15 protein-coding genes are annotated in these 14,640 nt (G+C 57.4%); 11 read left to right on the top strand and 4 right to left on the bottom strand.

Annotated features, from left to right (window positions below; all coding sequences use genetic code 11):
- On the bottom strand, positions 1–1,659 hold the full coding sequence (locus tag AC3IUA_RS18965) for a bifunctional 3-(3-hydroxy-phenyl)propionate/3-hydroxycinnamic acid hydroxylase (RefSeq protein ID WP_489356245.1): 1,659 nt from the start codon (positions 1,657–1,659) through the stop codon (positions 1–3).
- Positions 1,660–1,793: 134 nt separating this feature from the next.
- Between AC3IUA_RS18965 and AC3IUA_RS18960 the strand changes: the two genes are divergently transcribed.
- The 7 genes from AC3IUA_RS18960 to AC3IUA_RS18930 all read left to right on the top strand — a co-directional run bounded on the left by AC3IUA_RS18960 (position 1,794) and on the right by AC3IUA_RS18930 (position 7,993).
- Positions 1,794–2,570, top strand: coding sequence for a DNA-binding transcriptional regulator (locus AC3IUA_RS18960; RefSeq protein ID WP_489356243.1), 777 nt, complete (start codon positions 1,794–1,796; stop codon positions 2,568–2,570).
- Between the two features lie 275 nt (positions 2,571–2,845).
- Positions 2,846–3,295 (top strand): hypothetical protein, encoded by a 450-nt coding sequence (locus AC3IUA_RS18955; protein ID WP_489356241.1) that lies wholly within the window; start codon positions 2,846–2,848, stop codon positions 3,293–3,295.
- 316 nt (positions 3,296–3,611) lie between these two features.
- Complete coding sequence (locus AC3IUA_RS18950; protein ID WP_489356239.1) at positions 3,612–5,270, top strand: arylsulfatase; 1,659 nt, start codon at positions 3,612–3,614, stop codon at positions 5,268–5,270.
- 320 nt (positions 5,271–5,590) lie between these two features.
- Entirely contained in the window at positions 5,591–6,268 is a 678-nt protein-coding gene (locus AC3IUA_RS18945; RefSeq protein WP_489356237.1) for a DUF3313 domain-containing protein, read from the top strand.
- A 102-nt stretch (positions 6,269–6,370) separates the two neighbouring features.
- Complete coding sequence (locus AC3IUA_RS18940; RefSeq protein ID WP_489356235.1) at positions 6,371–6,760, top strand: YajG family lipoprotein; 390 nt, start codon at positions 6,371–6,373, stop codon at positions 6,758–6,760.
- 14 nt (positions 6,761–6,774) lie between these two features.
- Positions 6,775–7,233 carry a glycine zipper 2TM domain-containing protein gene (locus AC3IUA_RS18935; protein WP_489356233.1) on the top strand — a complete coding sequence of 153 codons (459 nt, stop codon included), beginning with the start codon at positions 6,775–6,777 and terminating at the stop codon, positions 7,231–7,233.
- A 61-nt stretch (positions 7,234–7,294) separates the two neighbouring features.
- Positions 7,295–7,993, top strand: a complete 699-nt coding sequence (locus AC3IUA_RS18930) for an ion channel (protein WP_489356231.1) — start codon at positions 7,295–7,297, stop codon at positions 7,991–7,993.
- Between the two features lie 85 nt (positions 7,994–8,078).
- On the opposite strand, the gene AC3IUA_RS18925 is transcribed toward AC3IUA_RS18930, so the two are convergent.
- Both AC3IUA_RS18925 and AC3IUA_RS18920 read right to left on the bottom strand, forming a co-directional pair.
- Entirely contained in the window at positions 8,079–9,011 is a 933-nt protein-coding gene (locus AC3IUA_RS18925; RefSeq protein WP_489356230.1) for a transporter, read from the bottom strand.
- A gap of 311 nt (positions 9,012–9,322) precedes the next feature.
- Complete coding sequence (locus AC3IUA_RS18920; RefSeq protein ID WP_489356228.1) at positions 9,323–10,246, bottom strand: LysR family transcriptional regulator; 924 nt, start codon at positions 10,244–10,246, stop codon at positions 9,323–9,325.
- A gap of 137 nt (positions 10,247–10,383) precedes the next feature.
- On the opposite strand from AC3IUA_RS18920, the gene AC3IUA_RS18915 reads away from it, so the two are divergent.
- Together AC3IUA_RS18915 and AC3IUA_RS18910 are read left to right on the top strand one after the other, a co-directional pair.
- Positions 10,384–11,439 carry a tartrate dehydrogenase gene (locus AC3IUA_RS18915; protein WP_489356226.1) on the top strand — a complete coding sequence of 352 codons (1,056 nt, stop codon included), beginning with the start codon at positions 10,384–10,386 and terminating at the stop codon, positions 11,437–11,439.
- 97 nt (positions 11,440–11,536) lie between these two features.
- Complete coding sequence (locus AC3IUA_RS18910) at positions 11,537–12,892, top strand: dicarboxylate/amino acid:cation symporter (RefSeq protein ID WP_489356224.1); 1,356 nt, start codon at positions 11,537–11,539, stop codon at positions 12,890–12,892.
- Positions 12,893–12,977: 85 nt separating this feature from the next.
- Here AC3IUA_RS18910 and AC3IUA_RS18905 read toward each other — a convergent pair whose 3' ends face one another.
- Positions 12,978–13,397 (bottom strand): organic hydroperoxide resistance protein, encoded by a 420-nt coding sequence (locus AC3IUA_RS18905; RefSeq protein WP_489356223.1) that lies wholly within the window; start codon positions 13,395–13,397, stop codon positions 12,978–12,980.
- Positions 13,398–13,592: 195 nt separating this feature from the next.
- Between AC3IUA_RS18905 and AC3IUA_RS18900 the strand changes: the two genes are divergently transcribed.
- Together AC3IUA_RS18900 and AC3IUA_RS18895 are read left to right on the top strand one after the other, a co-directional pair.
- Complete coding sequence (locus AC3IUA_RS18900; protein WP_489356221.1) at positions 13,593–14,027, top strand: DUF1801 domain-containing protein; 435 nt, start codon at positions 13,593–13,595, stop codon at positions 14,025–14,027.
- A gap of 43 nt (positions 14,028–14,070) precedes the next feature.
- Positions 14,071–14,550 (top strand): VOC family protein, encoded by a 480-nt coding sequence (locus tag AC3IUA_RS18895; RefSeq protein ID WP_489356219.1) that lies wholly within the window; start codon positions 14,071–14,073, stop codon positions 14,548–14,550.
- The last annotated feature ends 90 nt before the right edge of the window (positions 14,551–14,640 follow it).

The raw sequence follows: 14,640 nt of genomic DNA, 5'->3' as shown, positions 1-14,640 counted from the left end.
TCAGGCCACCTTGCTGGCGAGGATCGCCACTTCGGGTTGCGGCAGCGCCTTGAGCGCCAGGGCCAATTCATCGCAGGCCCGGCCGACGGTTTGCGGAATGGCCAGGCCGGCGAGGAAGCGGTCCGGGCGCACCAGGGCGATAGATGCCGAGCCGCGAGCGAACCATTCCTTGAGGCGGCCGGTGCTGTCACCGATGCGGATCACCCCTTGGCTGACCTCACTGGCAGCTTTGAGCTGGACGTCCGGCAGTACCTGGATAAAGCGCGTGCCCAGTGCTTGCCATTGATCGATCTGTGCGGCCGTCAGGCCCCAGGTCGGGTCGCAGCCCCAGGCGATAATCGCGAAGTTCTCGCCGATCACCTCATCCAGCAGCACGGTTTCGCCGGCTTCGGTCAGTACCCGAGGCTGAATGAACATCTTGCCCACCGGTGAGCATTTTTCGTTCGGAACGATCAAGGCGCCCTGGGCGTATTGCGGCATCGGCTTGAAGCGCATTTCCACGAAGTAGCGTTTGACTGGCGGCACATAGTTGAGCAACCACGACACGCCATCACGCAAGGCGCCTTGCCAGCGTTTGGGCGGTGCCAACACATGGCCGGCCAGCACCGAAAGGTCGATCATCGCCTTGGCGTGGTCACGGCGTTCCTGTTCATAGCTGTCGAGCAGACTGTCGGCGGCCAGGCCTTTGATCACCAGCGACAGCTTCCAGGCCAGGTTGCAGGCGTCGCGCATGCCGCTGTTGTAACCCTGGCCCTGCCATACTGGCATGATGTGCGCGGCATCGCCGGCCAGCAGCACCCGGCCCTCACGGAACCGACCGGCCAGGCGGGCGTTGTGGGTATAGACGCGGCTGCGGATCAACTCGATGCGGTCGGGATTCGGCAGCACCTTGGCCAGCAGCTTGCGCATGTTCTCTGGCTTGCTCAGCTCGGCTTCGGTCTCGCCGGGCATTACCATGAATTCGAAACGGCGTACGCTGTGGGGCAGGGCGGCGGAAACGTACGGGCGCACCGGGTCGCAGCACAGATAAACATGGGGCGTACTCAGCGGGTCGTTGGCGATGTCGACGACGATCCACTGATTAGGCGCGGTCTTGCCTTCGAAGCTGATGTTCAAGGTGCGCCGCACCAGGCTGTTGCCACCGTCGCAACCGATCAGATAACGGGCCTGCAGGCGTTCGCCGCGACCGTTCTGATCCTTGAGGTCGAGCACTACACCGCTGTCACTTTGCTCGAAACCTTCGAGCTCACGGCCGAACAGCACTTTGACGTTGTCAAAGCGCTGCAGGCCTTCGAACAGTACGCGGTCGGCCAGGGGCTGGATGAAGGCGTTGCGCCGAGACCAGCCGAACTCGTCGGTCCTGGGCTGTATATCGGCAAAGCAGCGACCCTTGGGAGTCAGGAAACGCATGGCGTGCCAGGGCGTGGTGTGCGGCAGCACGTTGTCGGCCAGGCCGACGGCCTGGAAGGCACGCAGGCTTTCGTCGTCCAGGCCGATGGCGCGGGGGTAGTCGATCAGGCTGTCGAGCTTTTCCACCACGGTGACGTTCACACCACATTGGCCCAGATAATTGGCGATCATCAAGCCGACGGGGCCGGCGCCAACGATGGCGACGTCGGTGGTCAGGTCCAATGTGGAAGGAGTGGGTGCAGAACTCATGGTCATCTCCGTACAGCGCTTTTGGATTTCTTGTTGGGCGCAGTATGGAAATCACCAGGCTGGTCGACAACGACAACCCTTGTTAGTGTGCACTGAGTGCACATGATTGATTTACAAGAATAAAGGGCTGATCTATGAGCGAGACCGAATACAAAGCCGTGCGGGGTCTGATGCGCGGTCTGGCACTGATCAATGGCTTGAACCGCTTCGATGGCGGGGCCAGCACTGCGCAACTGGCTGAACAGAGCGGGCTGCACCGCACCACCGTGCGCAGACTGTTGGAGACCTTGCAGGCCGAAGGTTATGTGCGGCGTAGCGAGTCGGATGACAGCTATCGACTGACGTTGAAAGTGCGCGAACTCAGTGAAGGGTTTCGCGATGAACAATGGATCTCCTCAATCGCCGCCCCCTTGCTCGGCGAGTTGCTGCAGGAAGTCGTCTGGCCCACCGACCTGTGCACCCTGGACGGCGATGCCATGGTTGTTCGCGAGACCACCCATCGTTTCAGCCGCCTGTCGTTTCACCGTTCCATGGTCGGTCGGCGCCTGCCCTTGCTAATGACCGCCACCGGGCGCGCGTACTTTGCGTTCTGCCCACCTGCGGAGCGAGAAGAGCTGATTGAGTTGATGATCAGCCGGGAAGATGAACAATCGACGCTGGCCGCGGATCGCCGATTTGTCGAGCGGTTGGTGGAGCACACGCTGCGCAAGGGGTATGGCGAAAACAATGCCCATTGGGGTCAAGAACGTAAAATCGCCGCCATTGCGATTCCGGTTACCCACGAGGCACGGGTGATGGGCTGCCTGAATCTGGTGTACATCGCCAAGGCAATGTCCGTTGAGGAAGCGGCTCGCCGCTACCTGCCGGCGATGCGCGGCGTGGTGGAAAAGATCCAGGCTCAATTGGGGTAGATTGCCTGCGTCTGACGGTAACAACCTCAAACCTGGGTCGGGTGGGAAATTACGCTCGCACGGTCTATTCATGATCACGACCGGCCTTTAGGAACTCATTAGTGGTAAATGTTCCAATAGGGGTGTCCAGTGACCGGTGCGCTTCCTTGAGACATCACTCGGTGAGTTATGGGTCTGGACTTTTCTGATAGTGGGTTTTAAAGAACGCAACGCCGCATGAATGCGCTATACCCAATAGTCCCCCAACATACTTCTTCCATTACTGGAGGTTGGCAATGAAACCCTGCACCCCATTAGCAACGCTATTGATCATGGCAAGTCTCTTCGGCTGCACCCATTCACCAAACCAATCGATGAACCTTCCTTTGGCGGCGACCCACAAAAACCCCGGTCAGATCGCCACTACCACGTTGACCGGCGTGGGCAATCAAACCAACTTTGACTTCTATATCAGCGGAGTTCCAACCGGAACCATCTTGCCCCCTCGAATATACACGTTCATCAACAAGGGCAGCTGCCAGCAACCCGGGCCAGCCGCGTACGCAATGAACGATAAGGTCAACACTCAAAGCAGTGCCGGTACCCGTGGCTGGAGCTTTTATAGAAGCGCGCCGATAACAATGCCGGAATTGCTCTCCGGCAAGTACTCCGTTGTCGTTCGTACCTCACCCGAGGACGGCAACGCCGATATTTTCTGCGGCGATATCGCGCAAGCGACTCGATGATTTGCCCTGGTCATTTATGAGTCGACGAACGACCATATCTGGCGATTGCCTTGCTGTTTTTACTGTATTCAGGTCGTAGTCTATCCGGGTTGTAAACCTGCTGTGACATGTCCCCCAAAACATCGCAATCGCCACGTCAGCGGATAAAAACGCACTAGACTCTTTCGTGCGCCTTACCCGTGCATGGTCAGGAAGGGGGAGTTGATTCTGTACGCAGTACCTAGGCTAACTACTCGGTGGTCAATGCACCAAGGGTTTGTTGATGATGCACTCATCACCCGGTTGCCAACACCATGAAACAACGAGGAATCCTGGTATGGAACAGCTATCGGATCGTCTCAGGCTGTCTATCGTGTTTGCGGCACTGTTGTCACTGAACGGACTTGCCCACGCGGCACAAACGGAAAAGACCAACATCTTGTTTATCGTCTCCGACGACACCGGCTATGGCGATCTTGGCCCCTACGGCGGTGGAGTCGGTCGAGGCATGCCCACGCCCAGCATCGATGAACTGGCGGCAGAAGGGGTCACTTTTTACTCTTTCTATGCCCAGCCAAGCTGCACGCCTGGCCGGGCGGCCATGCAAACCGGGCGGATCCCCAATCGCAGCGGCATGACTACCGTGGCCTTCCAGGGCCAGGGCGGTGGCTTGCCGGCAGCCGAGTGGACGCTGGCATCGGTGCTGAAAACCGGTGGCTACGACACCTATTTCACCGGCAAATGGCATTTAGGCGAAGCCGACTATGCGCTGCCCAATGCTCAAGGTTATGACGTCATGAAATACGTCGGCCTGTATCACCTCAACGCCTACACCTACGCCGACCCCACGTGGTTCCCGGACATGGATCCGGAAACCCGCGCGATGTTTCAAAGAGTGACCCAGGGGGCGTTGTCCGGCAAGGCTGGTGAAAAACCGATCGAAGAATTCAAGGTCAATGGCCAGTACGTGGACACGCCTGTCGTGGACGGTAAACCCGGCGTGGTCGGCATTCCGTTCTTTGACAACTACGTCGAAAAAGCTGCACTGGAGTTTCTCGACACGGCGGCCAAATCGAACAAGCCGTTTTTCATCAACGTCAACTTCATGAAAGTTCACCAGCCGAACATGCCGGCACCGGAGTTCATTCATAAGTCCATGTCCAAGTCCAAGTACGCCGACTCTATAGTCGAACTCGATACCCACATTGGCCGCATCATGGACAAGCTCAAGGCGCTCGGCCTGGATAAGAACACCCTGGTGGTTTACACCACTGACAACGGGGCCTGGCAGGATGTTTATCCGGATGCCGGCTACACCCCATTCCGCGGGACCAAGGGCACGGTGCGTGAGGGCGGTAACCGGGTACCGGCAATTGCCGTCTGGCCAGACAAGATCAAGCCCGACACGAAAAATCACGAGATTCTCGGTGGCCTGGATTTGATGGCGACGTTCGCCTCTGTTGCGGGAGTGAAGCTACCCGAGAAAGATCGCGAGGGTCAGCCGATCATCTTTGACAGTTACGACATGACCCCTGTACTCACCGGCAGTGGCTCTTCTCCGCGCAAGGAGTGGTTCTACTTTACCGAGAACGAATTGTCCCCTGGCGCGGCCCGTGTTGGAAACTATAAGGCCGTGTTTAACCTGCGGGGCGATGATGGCGCTCAGACCGGTGGTCTGGCCGTGGACACTAACCTGGGATGGAAAGGCGCAGAAAAATATGTGGCCACCGTGCCGCAAGTCTTTGACTTGTGGCAAGACCCGCAAGAACGCTATGACCTCTTCATGAACAACTTTACCGAGCGTACCTGGACGATGGTGCCGATCACGGGCGCGATCATGAAGCTGATGAAAACCTACGTCGATTACCCACCACGCAAATTGCAAAGCATGGGTTATGACGGGCCTATCGAATTGTCGCAATACCAGAAATTCCAATACGTGCGAGAGGTCCTGAAAAAAGAAGGCATTAACCTGCCGATACCAGCCGGCAACTGATCAATTCAGCCGAAAAATGGCGGTCTCGCCAGAGGTCGCCATTTTGCAATGACAGAGGAAATGTATGGCGTTCCTCCGGAGCGGGGTGATCTACGCCCCGCAACCGGGGACGCGCATCGGTCTGACCTACACTAGTCAGTGTTGATCTGGATTTCGAAGACCGGCTGGATGTGAAAGGCGACGGACGACTGCTCGAACGGCAATCGAATCTCCGGTCAGTTCGACAATGCCTGGATACAAGCTTTGACCGGAAACATGACCTGGCGATTCTGAAGTACCGCTAACAAAAAAACGATCTTACCCAAGGAGCACATATCACTATGAACCTGTCCCGAAAATTACTTATCGGCGCCGCATTGTTCGGGCTCCTCCTCGGTGGTTGTACCTCGAAAGTCACCGAACAGGAGCAATACTCCGGCTTCCTGCCCAACTACAACAACCTGGAAGAAGTGACGACCACCAGTGGCGAGAAGGCCATGCGCTGGGTGAGTCCGTCCTGGAATCCGAATGCGTACGACACGGTGGTGTTCAACAAGCTGGAGCTCTATCCGGCGCCCAAACCCAACGAGCGGGTCAACCAGCAGACACTGGGCGAATTGCAAAACTACATGACCAGCAAGGCCAAAGGCGTGCTGGGCCAGAAATACCGGGTAGTGTCTAGTACGTCCGCTGCACCGGCCGGGACAAAACCCCTGATCCTGCGCGCAGCGATCACCGGGGTGAGCGCCTCCAACGTAGGCATGAAGTGGTATGAAGTGGTGCCGATCGCGGCCGTGGTCGGGGCTACGCAGGCAGCCACCGGTCACCGGGATCAGGACACTAACCTGTTCATCGAAGCCGAGTTTATCGACGCTAAAACCAATCAGACCGTGGCCAAAGTCGTACGCAAGGTATTTGGCACCCAGCTGTCGAACGAGAGCGAGAAAATCACCACGAAGGACTTCAAGGCCGCGATCGACAAATTGAATGCCGATCTCTGGGCGTTCATTCGCAGCTAAGCCCTGTTTCAACCGCCAACACACGTTGGCGGTTGAATGAACCTCAAAAAGAGGACAACTGACATGCGGACCTATTCATCGCTTCGACTCTCAAGATTGCAAATGCCGTTACTCACCGCAACGCTCATCGCCAGTGTGCTGATGCTGAGTGCCTGCGCGACGGTCGATGCCCAGACGACCGCCTACGTCGGGGTTGAGCATCCCGCGCCGACCCTGCCCAGCGAAGTCCAGGTTTTGCGCGTAGAACCCACGCGATCCAATATGCAACTAGGTGAAATCCTGATCGATGCCAGTGTCGACCCGGCGCCGCCCATCACTCAGGTCGAACAAAAACTGCGTGAAGAAGGTGCCAAGCTTGGCGCAGACGCGGTAGTCGTCGTTTACGACCAAATCCAGCCCGTCGCCGCCTACGTGACTGGCCCTCTGTGGAGCCGTGACATTGAAACGATCCAGGGACGCAAGCTCAAAGGCATTGCCATCAAATACCAATAACGAGGTGCACAGCAATGAAAGCTATCTTGTCCTGGCTGACGGTCACGTTGGCGATTGTGCTGATCAGTGCCTGCTCCGCCGTGGGTTCGACCGATGGCGGTGCGGGTGAAATCGAAATTCGCTCAGGAAAGATCGAGCAGATTTCGCTGACGCAGATGCAGACTAATCACGACAGTGGCGTCGGCGCCATATTCGGTGGTCTTGCCGGGGTTGGTGTTGGCAGCCTGATCGGTCATGGTACCGGGCGAGATGTCGCTATGGTTGCGGGTGCCCTGGCCGGCGCTGTCGGGGGTAATTATGCGGAGAAGAAAAAATATGACCAACCGATAGAGGCGCAACAGATCATCGTGCGGGTAAGGAGTGGCGTACTGGTCTCGGTCACCCAGCCGATCAATCCGTCCTTGAGTAAAGGTATGAACGTTTATATCCAAGGCTCAGGTAATGATGCCCGAGTGGTACCGCAGGGCGGCTAGGGCTCACTTGGGTCTTCGGCGTTACTCTCTTCGGGATGCTTTTGCTCTCTGGGAAACCGGTATGACAAATCCGCAAAATAAAGCCGAATCCGACGAGGATTTAGCTCAGATGGTAATAGGGCGAGGGCCCTGCACCTATCTAATGCTGCTCTTACTAGGATTGATTCTCCTGTTTCCCTTTCTTGAGGAAGGTATATTTGCTCGCACGTTGCTTGGCATTCTGTTTTCAATCGTGCTGCTCGTGGGCGCTTTTGCCACCAGGCAGACTCGGTGGGGGTTCATCCTCAAACTGGGCCTGGCGTTGCTTGGGGTTGGCCTTCAATGGGCGGCGTTGTGGGCTGAGAGTATCGCGATTCTTGTCCTTGCCGGGATATCTTATGCGGCGTCTCTTGCAGTCTCGTTTAGCGGATTGCTTCGCTATATTCTCAAGCGCGGGCCAATTACAGCCGACAAGCTGCATGGCGCGCTTGCGGGTTACATCATGCTGGCCTTCGTTTGGTCCTTCGTCTATGCCCTGGTCGAGATATCCGCCGCTGGCTCATTCGGGCCTGGCCACCTCGACTTCGGACAGCCCGGCACTTTCTTCAAACTGATCTATTTTAGCCTCACGACGCTCACGACCACCGGTTACGGTGATGTTCTCCCATTGACCAACCACGCCCGCTCACTTGTGATGGTCGAAGAATTTTCAGGCGTCTTTTACGTTGGTGTTGTGATAGCGCGGCTTGCCGGTCTTTATCCGTCGAATCAGACTAAATGACTCTCGATTTGCCTGAGTCACCTCAACCAGCATCAGACAAATGTCTCACGAACGCATGAATGGAATGTAGCGTAAGCCCTGAGTTTCAAAGCCCTGCGCCAAAGCGATACTGCCAGACTATGCCAATGGCATCGTATTCGCTGCCCGTGCGGGTATGCCCGCCCTTACTCGCATTCAGCTTTAGCGAATGGTTCCGGTTCAACGGCAGCGTGAGGGTGCATCCGTAGCGTGTGTTTTCCTGAAAGTCGTGGTTACCGACCCCATCGACTGAGCTACTACCGCCAGCGAAGTAGGTCGTATCCAGCGCAACCCAAACACCGTTGGTAAAGGCATAGATAAGATGCCCCTGTACCTGGTAAATCGGGTTCTGGGAAAGTGTGTGGTCGCCGAGGAACTCGTCATTGTCGGTGTAAAAGGTTCCCGCGCCGGATAATTCCAAGGTCACTGGCCCCAAGCGCTTGGAAATCCCAAGTTCGGGCTTGAATGACCAGCGGTTGTTACCGAGATTTACCAGCTTACTAGCGTCGTATTGGCCGAGTGGCGCCGTGATCGCCAGGCTGGCGCCGATAATCACATCCTGTTGATAGCTGGGGAATTCAGCCAGAGACATCGCCGGGGCGCCATATAAGTTGACCGAGAACCGGAATCTTGGATCGATCAACCCAGTGACATTACGCTCCTTGGGTTCACCGGCGAACAGAGCAGAGCCCGTCAACCTTGCCTCAGGCACGACGATATCGAACTTCCCGGAGCGGCCCCGGACGTCCAGGGATCTGGCAAAGGCAAACACGGCAGTCTTGATGTTGAGCTTGGCATCCTGGAGCGGGATTGAGGGGTTGGCCGTCACGTTGCCATGGAGATCGCTGTAGCCCATGAGCAGGAAATTGATACCGACCGGCGTATTGGCATAGGACCTGGGTTCGAGATCCTCTGCAACTGCACCGGGGGCTACTATGACGAGCGAAACGGATGCGAACCGAACCAGCCTGACGACGCAGAGTTTGTGTTTCATCCACATTTGCTCGCTTCCTGTCAGGATCCCAGAGTTCTATGTATTGTTGTAGCGCATCTGCATTCGTTTGGCACTGACAGCTGCCACCAGCACTGTGTGGCCGCACTTACTGTTTGATCAGATACGGTCCAAGCTATGTGAAAACGTTTTAGAGCAGGTTTGACAGTCAGAACCGCAACGAAAATCGCGTTCCTACGCAAGTTTCAGGTCTGCTGACCAACCAAACGCTGGCAGATTTTACGTAGCAACGCAGACTTCAAAACGGTGCATGTGTTTTCACACAGCCTGGGCCGACCGCTACCGCCGGCCAGCACTATTCAGTCGAGCGTAGATTCCGCTTCATCCAAGTGATCGATGTGCTTGAAGCGCTCCACCAGGAAATCGATCAGGCTGCGCACTCGCGCCGACAGGTGCAGCTGTTGCGGGTAAACGGCATAGACATCGGCGCGGGTCGGTGTCTGATCTTCCAGCACCAGGCGCAAGCGGCCACTGCGCACGTAACGGGCGATGTCCCATTCGGCCCGAAGCAGAATTCCATAACCTTCCAGCGCCCAGTTCAAGGCCACTTCACCGTCGTTGCAGCCTAAGGCTCCGCGCACCTTGATGTTTTGCGTGCGTCCACCGTTGGTGAAGCTCCACACGCCGTAGGGCGTTTCGTTTTGTCGCAGGAAGATGCAGTTGTGTTGTTGTAAGTCCGCCAGGCGTTGCGGCACGCCATGCTTTTCCAGGTACAACGGCGAGGCGCATAGCAGACGGCGATTGGAGGCGATCTTGCGTGCATGGAAGGCGGCGTCCGGCAGCGTGCCGAAACGAATGCCCAGGTCAAACCCGTGAGTCGTCAGGTCGAGCGGGTGATCGCTGATTTCCAGCTGGATTTCCACCTCCGGGTACTGCGCGAAGAACGCGCCCAATGCGGGGCCGATGTAGCGACGACCGAAACCCAACGAGGCGTTGACGCGAATCAGGCCTTTTGGGGTCGCCCGACTGCTGCTGATCAGCTGCTCGACCTCGTCGATCTGCGTCAGGATGCGGGCCGCATGGGAGAAATACAGTTCACCTTCCGAGGTCAGGCTCATCGAACGCGTGGTGCGGTTGACCAGGCGGATGCCTAGCCGTGCTTCGAGCGCGGTCAGGCGTTTGCTCACCGCCGGCGGCGTCACGCCCAGCTCTCGAGCAGTCGCCGCCAGGCTGCCTTTGTTGGCCAGCAGGTAGAAAAAAGACAAATCCAGGGTCTGGCTCATTCGTAACTCAAATTCATGTATGTAGTGATTTGGAGTAACTCACGCTCATTTGCTCACTACATATACTCCGCTCACACCCTGATTGAACACCCCCGTTCGACAGGCACAACAAGAAAGCAACGAGAGTGGAGTTAATGATGAGCGCATACAAAATTGCTGCAGTACCGGGTGATGGCATTGGTGTTGAAGTGATCGCCGCAGGCGTCGAGGTGCTGCAAGCCCTGTCGAAAAAGTCCGGCTTCGAACTGGATTTCAAACACTTCGACTGGAACTCGGATAACTACCTGAAAAACGGTTACTACATCCCTGAAGGCGGGCTGGAAGAGCTGAAAACCTTCGACGCGATTTTCTTCGGCGCTGTCGGTGCGCTCAACGTGCCGGATCACATTTCGCTGTGGGGCCTTCGCCTGCCGATCTGCCAGGGCTTCGACCAGTACGCCAACGTGCGTCCGGCGCGTGTACTGCCAGGGGTAAAAAGCCCTCTGCTCAATGGTGATCAGATCGACTGGGTGGTGGTGCGGGAAAACTCCGAGGGCGAGTACTCCGGCAACGGCGGTCGCGTTCACCGAGGGCTGCCTGAAGAAGTCGCCACCGAAGTGTCGGTGTTCACCCGTGCCGGGGTCGAGCGCATTCACCGCTTCGCTTTCGAATTGGCGCGGAGCCGTCCACGCAAGCACCTGACCATGGTCACCAAATCCAACGCCCAGCGTCACGGCATGGTGTTGTGGGACGAGATCTTCTACGAAGTCGCCAAGGATTTTCCGGACGTCAGGATCGACAAGGAACTGGTCGACGCCGTGACCACGCGCATGGTGCTCAAACCGTCGACGCTGGACGTTATCGTCGCCACTAACCTGCACGCCGACATCCTGTCCGATCTGGCCGCCGCGTTGTCCGGCAGCCTGGGCATCGCGCCGACCGCCAACCTGAATCCCTCGCGCAAATTCCCTTCGATGTTCGAACCGATCCATGGCTCGGCCTTCGACATCACCGGCAAAGGTGTCGCCAACCCGATCGCGACGTTCTGGACGGCGGCGATGATGCTCGAGCATCTGGGCGAAGCGCCAGCGGCGAAACACCTGATGTCGGCCATCGAGGCGGTGACCGAGAGCGGTCTGCACACCCCGGACCTGGGTGGCACGGCCACCACCCGGCAGATCACCGATGCGGTGATCGGGTTGATCAATCGCTGATATTTCGCTGATTCAAGCTGCGGCACACCACCAAGGGGCTGATCATCGATCAGGCCCTTGGCATTTCCTGACAACAATAAAAAATCAGGGCCCTGTCATGAAAAGAATAATTGGCAAACTCTACGTACAAGTCCTCATGGCCGTCATCCTCGGCGCCATCGTCGGCGTGATGATTCCCGAAACCGGCACAGCGCTCAAACCCCTGGGCGACGCTTTCATCAAACTGATCAAAATGCTCCTCGCCCCGGTGATTTTCCTGACGGTGGTCACGGGTATTGCACGCATGGAGAACATGAAAGAGCTGGGGCGTGTCGGCTTCCGGGCTCTGCTGTATTTCGAAGTGGTCTCCACGCTGGCGCTGGTGGTCGGATTAGTCGTTGTCGATGTGTTCAAACCCGGTGCAGGCATGAACATCGATGTCGCCTCGCTGGATACGTCCAGCCTGGCCACCTACACCACCGCGGTGAAGCATGCGTCGTTCATGGACTTTGTGATGAACATCATCCCCGACACCATAGTGGACGCCTTCGCCAAGGGTAACGTACTGCAAATATTGCTCTTCTCCATTCTGCTCGGCGTTGCTCTGGCGCATGCGGGGCCGCGTGGAAAAGTGTTCGTCGACACGCTGGACAGCCTGATGCAGGGGATGTTTCGCATCGTCAACATGGTCATGCGCCTGGCACCCATCGGCGCCTTCGGGGCGATTGCCTTCACCATCGGCAAATACGGCTTCGGTTCGCTGTTCTCCCTGGGCAAGCTGATGGCCTGCGTCTACCTGACCTGCGCGGTGTTCGTGATCTTCGTACTCGGGCCAATCTGCCGCTACAGCGGTTTCAGCCTGTGGAAGTTTCTGAAATTCATCAAGGAAGAACTGTTCACGGTACTGGGCACAAGTTCCTCGGAATCGGTGCTGCCGCAGATGATTTCCAAGATGGAAAAGGCCGGCGTTTCCAAACCCGTTGCCGGGATGATCATTCCCTCGGGTTTGACCTTCAATCCGGATGGTCAGGCGATCTACTACACCATCGCCGCCATCTTCATTGCGCAGGCAACAAACACCCCGCTGACCCTGACCGATCAGTTGATCGTGCTGGCGGTGCTGATGTTCACCTCCAAGGGCTCTGCGGGGGTTACCGGTTCAGGATTCATCATTCTAGCGGCGACGTTATCTTCCCTCGGCACCATTCCGGTGGCGGGCATGGTGCTGTTGTTGGGTGTCGACCGGTTCATGTCGGAAGCGCGCGCGATTACCAACACCATCGGCAACGGCGTCGGGACCATGGCCATTGCCAAATGGGTCGGCGCGCTGGACAGCGTAAAGATGCACAAAGCGCTTAACGGGGAGGTAGAAGAGGAGAAACCCGAGACGGTTCAAACAGACATTATCGCTGTGCCGTCATCGACGACAGCCAGTAGCCTGTTGCCAAACTTCAAAAGCGTCTCTCAGGGGTAAGTGTTCTGGCGGTGAGCATCGCAGGGTTCATTCAGGCCCAATGCGGCCTGCCGGAAAAACAGGCAGGCCGCATTGGGTACGTCAGTTAAACCAGGTTGATCTCGACGTCGATGTTGCCATGGGTCGCTTTGGAGTACGGGCAGGTTTCGTGTGCCGCCTCTATCAGTGCCCGTGCAAGAGCAGGATCCACTCCCGGCAGACTGACATTGAGGCGCGCCCGGAGGAAAAAGCCATTCCCGGTCTTGCCCAGGTCCACCTCGGCATCGACGGCCAGGTTGGCTGGCAGAGCCACCTCCAGCCTGGCGGCCGCTTTACCAATTGCGCCGATGAAGCAAGCCGACCAACCCGCAGCCAGCAGCTGTTCGGGATTGGTGCCAGTACCTGTAGAGCCCTGAGGGGAAAGCTTGATGTCCAAACGCCCATCCGGGCTTCGAGACTCGCCGTCGCGGCCTCCGGTAGTGTGAGTCTTGCCGGTATAAAGCACATTGTCGATGTGGTTGATCATGGGGGGGTTCCTGCTAAGGTTTTGGGCCGAATGCAGGTGATTTTTTCACTCCCATGTACTTCAGATGTGTCGTGAAACGGCGCTTGTGTAACGTTGTGTAAGATCGCCGGAGAAAATACAGTCCGTTACAAATTTCCGGTCAGGGCATAGCTGATCCGGGCGAGCGACAACCATCATGAAGAGGGCGAGAACATCATGAAGAAGGCGACGATCGGCTCAACGGAAGGCGATGCAGAAGCCTCTGCCTCTCGGCTGATAGACGCGAGAATCAAGGCGCTGAGTGATTGGCGGGGCGAGACGCTCGCTCGGGTCCGGACGCTCATCAAGCAGGCCGACCCCGAAGTGCTCGAGGAATGGAAGTGGAGGGGGGTTCCGGTGTGGTCGCACGGCGGAATCATCTGCACTGGTGAGACGTACAAAAATGTAGTGAAGATGACCTTCGCCAAGGGCGCCTCGCTGGACGACCCTTCAGGTCTCTTCAACTCCAGCCTCGAAGGCAACACCAGACGTGCCATTGATCTCCATGAGGGCGACAGTCTTGATGAAACAGCGTTGAAGGCGCTCATTCGCGCTGCCGTGGTTCTCAACATGTCGGCGCGAGCGGCGCCTCGCACCAAGCCGGCTGAATGAATTGCTAGAATTCACCTATCAGTCCCGATTCTGGAGAACCAGGATGATCAGCAAAAATACGATTTGCCTCTGGTACGACGGCACCGCGCTGGACGCTGCGAAGTTCTACGCCGAGACGTTCCCGGACAGCACTGTGGGCGCTGTCCATCGCGCGCCAGGCGACTATCCGGCGGGCAAGGAGGGCGATGTCTTGACGGTCGAGTTCACGGTGATGGGCATTCCTTGTCTCGGGCTGAACGGGGGCCCGGCGTTCAAGCACAACGAGGCTTTCTCGTTCCAGATTGCCACCGACGACCAAGCCGAAACGGACCGTTTGTGGAATGCGATTGTCGGAAACGGCGGCCAGGAAAGTGCATGCGGCTGGTGCAAGGACAAGTGGGGACTGTCGTGGCAGATCACACCACGCGTTCTGACGGCCGCGGTAACCCATCCTGATCGAGCGGCGGCCAAGCGCGCCTTCGACGCCATGATGGGGATGAGAAAGATCGACATCGCTGCGATCGAAGCGGCTCTGGAGCGTTAACCAGCGCTGCTTGGGGCTGGGCATTCAGACAGATTGGATACTGGCCGGTGCTGAAGCCAGGCGCTGGACTGGAAAACCGTAACCGATAGC

It is taken from the genome of Pseudomonas sp. KH_050 (assembly GCF_057838875.1).
The sequence above is the reverse complement of the archived record's forward strand: the minus strand, read 5'-3'. Positions and strand labels throughout refer to the sequence as shown.

Excerpts from the sequence above, each read along its gene's own strand:
- AC3IUA_RS18965 (WP_489356245.1), bottom strand. The coding sequence starts at position 1,659 with ATGAGTTCTGCACCCACTCCTTCCACATTGGACCTGACCACCGACGTC.
- AC3IUA_RS18960 (WP_489356243.1), top strand. The coding sequence starts at position 1,794 with ATGAGCGAGACCGAATACAAAGCCGTGCGGGGTCTGATGCGCGGTCTG.
- AC3IUA_RS18955 (WP_489356241.1), top strand. The coding sequence starts at position 2,846 with ATGAAACCCTGCACCCCATTAGCAACGCTATTGATCATGGCAAGTCTC.
- AC3IUA_RS18950 (WP_489356239.1), top strand. The coding sequence starts at position 3,612 with ATGGAACAGCTATCGGATCGTCTCAGGCTGTCTATCGTGTTTGCGGCA.
- AC3IUA_RS18945 (WP_489356237.1), top strand. The coding sequence starts at position 5,591 with ATGAACCTGTCCCGAAAATTACTTATCGGCGCCGCATTGTTCGGGCTC.
- AC3IUA_RS18940 (WP_489356235.1), top strand. The coding sequence starts at position 6,371 with ATGCCGTTACTCACCGCAACGCTCATCGCCAGTGTGCTGATGCTGAGT.
- AC3IUA_RS18935 (WP_489356233.1), top strand. The coding sequence starts at position 6,775 with ATGAAAGCTATCTTGTCCTGGCTGACGGTCACGTTGGCGATTGTGCTG.
- AC3IUA_RS18930 (WP_489356231.1), top strand. The coding sequence starts at position 7,295 with ATGACAAATCCGCAAAATAAAGCCGAATCCGACGAGGATTTAGCTCAG.
- AC3IUA_RS18925 (WP_489356230.1), bottom strand. The coding sequence starts at position 9,011 with ATGTGGATGAAACACAAACTCTGCGTCGTCAGGCTGGTTCGGTTCGCA.
- AC3IUA_RS18920 (WP_489356228.1), bottom strand. The coding sequence starts at position 10,246 with ATGAGCCAGACCCTGGATTTGTCTTTTTTCTACCTGCTGGCCAACAAA.
- AC3IUA_RS18915 (WP_489356226.1), top strand. The coding sequence starts at position 10,384 with ATGAGCGCATACAAAATTGCTGCAGTACCGGGTGATGGCATTGGTGTT.
- AC3IUA_RS18910 (WP_489356224.1), top strand. The coding sequence starts at position 11,537 with ATGAAAAGAATAATTGGCAAACTCTACGTACAAGTCCTCATGGCCGTC.
- AC3IUA_RS18905 (WP_489356223.1), bottom strand. The coding sequence starts at position 13,397 with ATGATCAACCACATCGACAATGTGCTTTATACCGGCAAGACTCACACT.
- AC3IUA_RS18900 (WP_489356221.1), top strand. The coding sequence starts at position 13,593 with ATGAAGAAGGCGACGATCGGCTCAACGGAAGGCGATGCAGAAGCCTCT.
- AC3IUA_RS18895 (WP_489356219.1), top strand. The coding sequence starts at position 14,071 with ATGATCAGCAAAAATACGATTTGCCTCTGGTACGACGGCACCGCGCTG.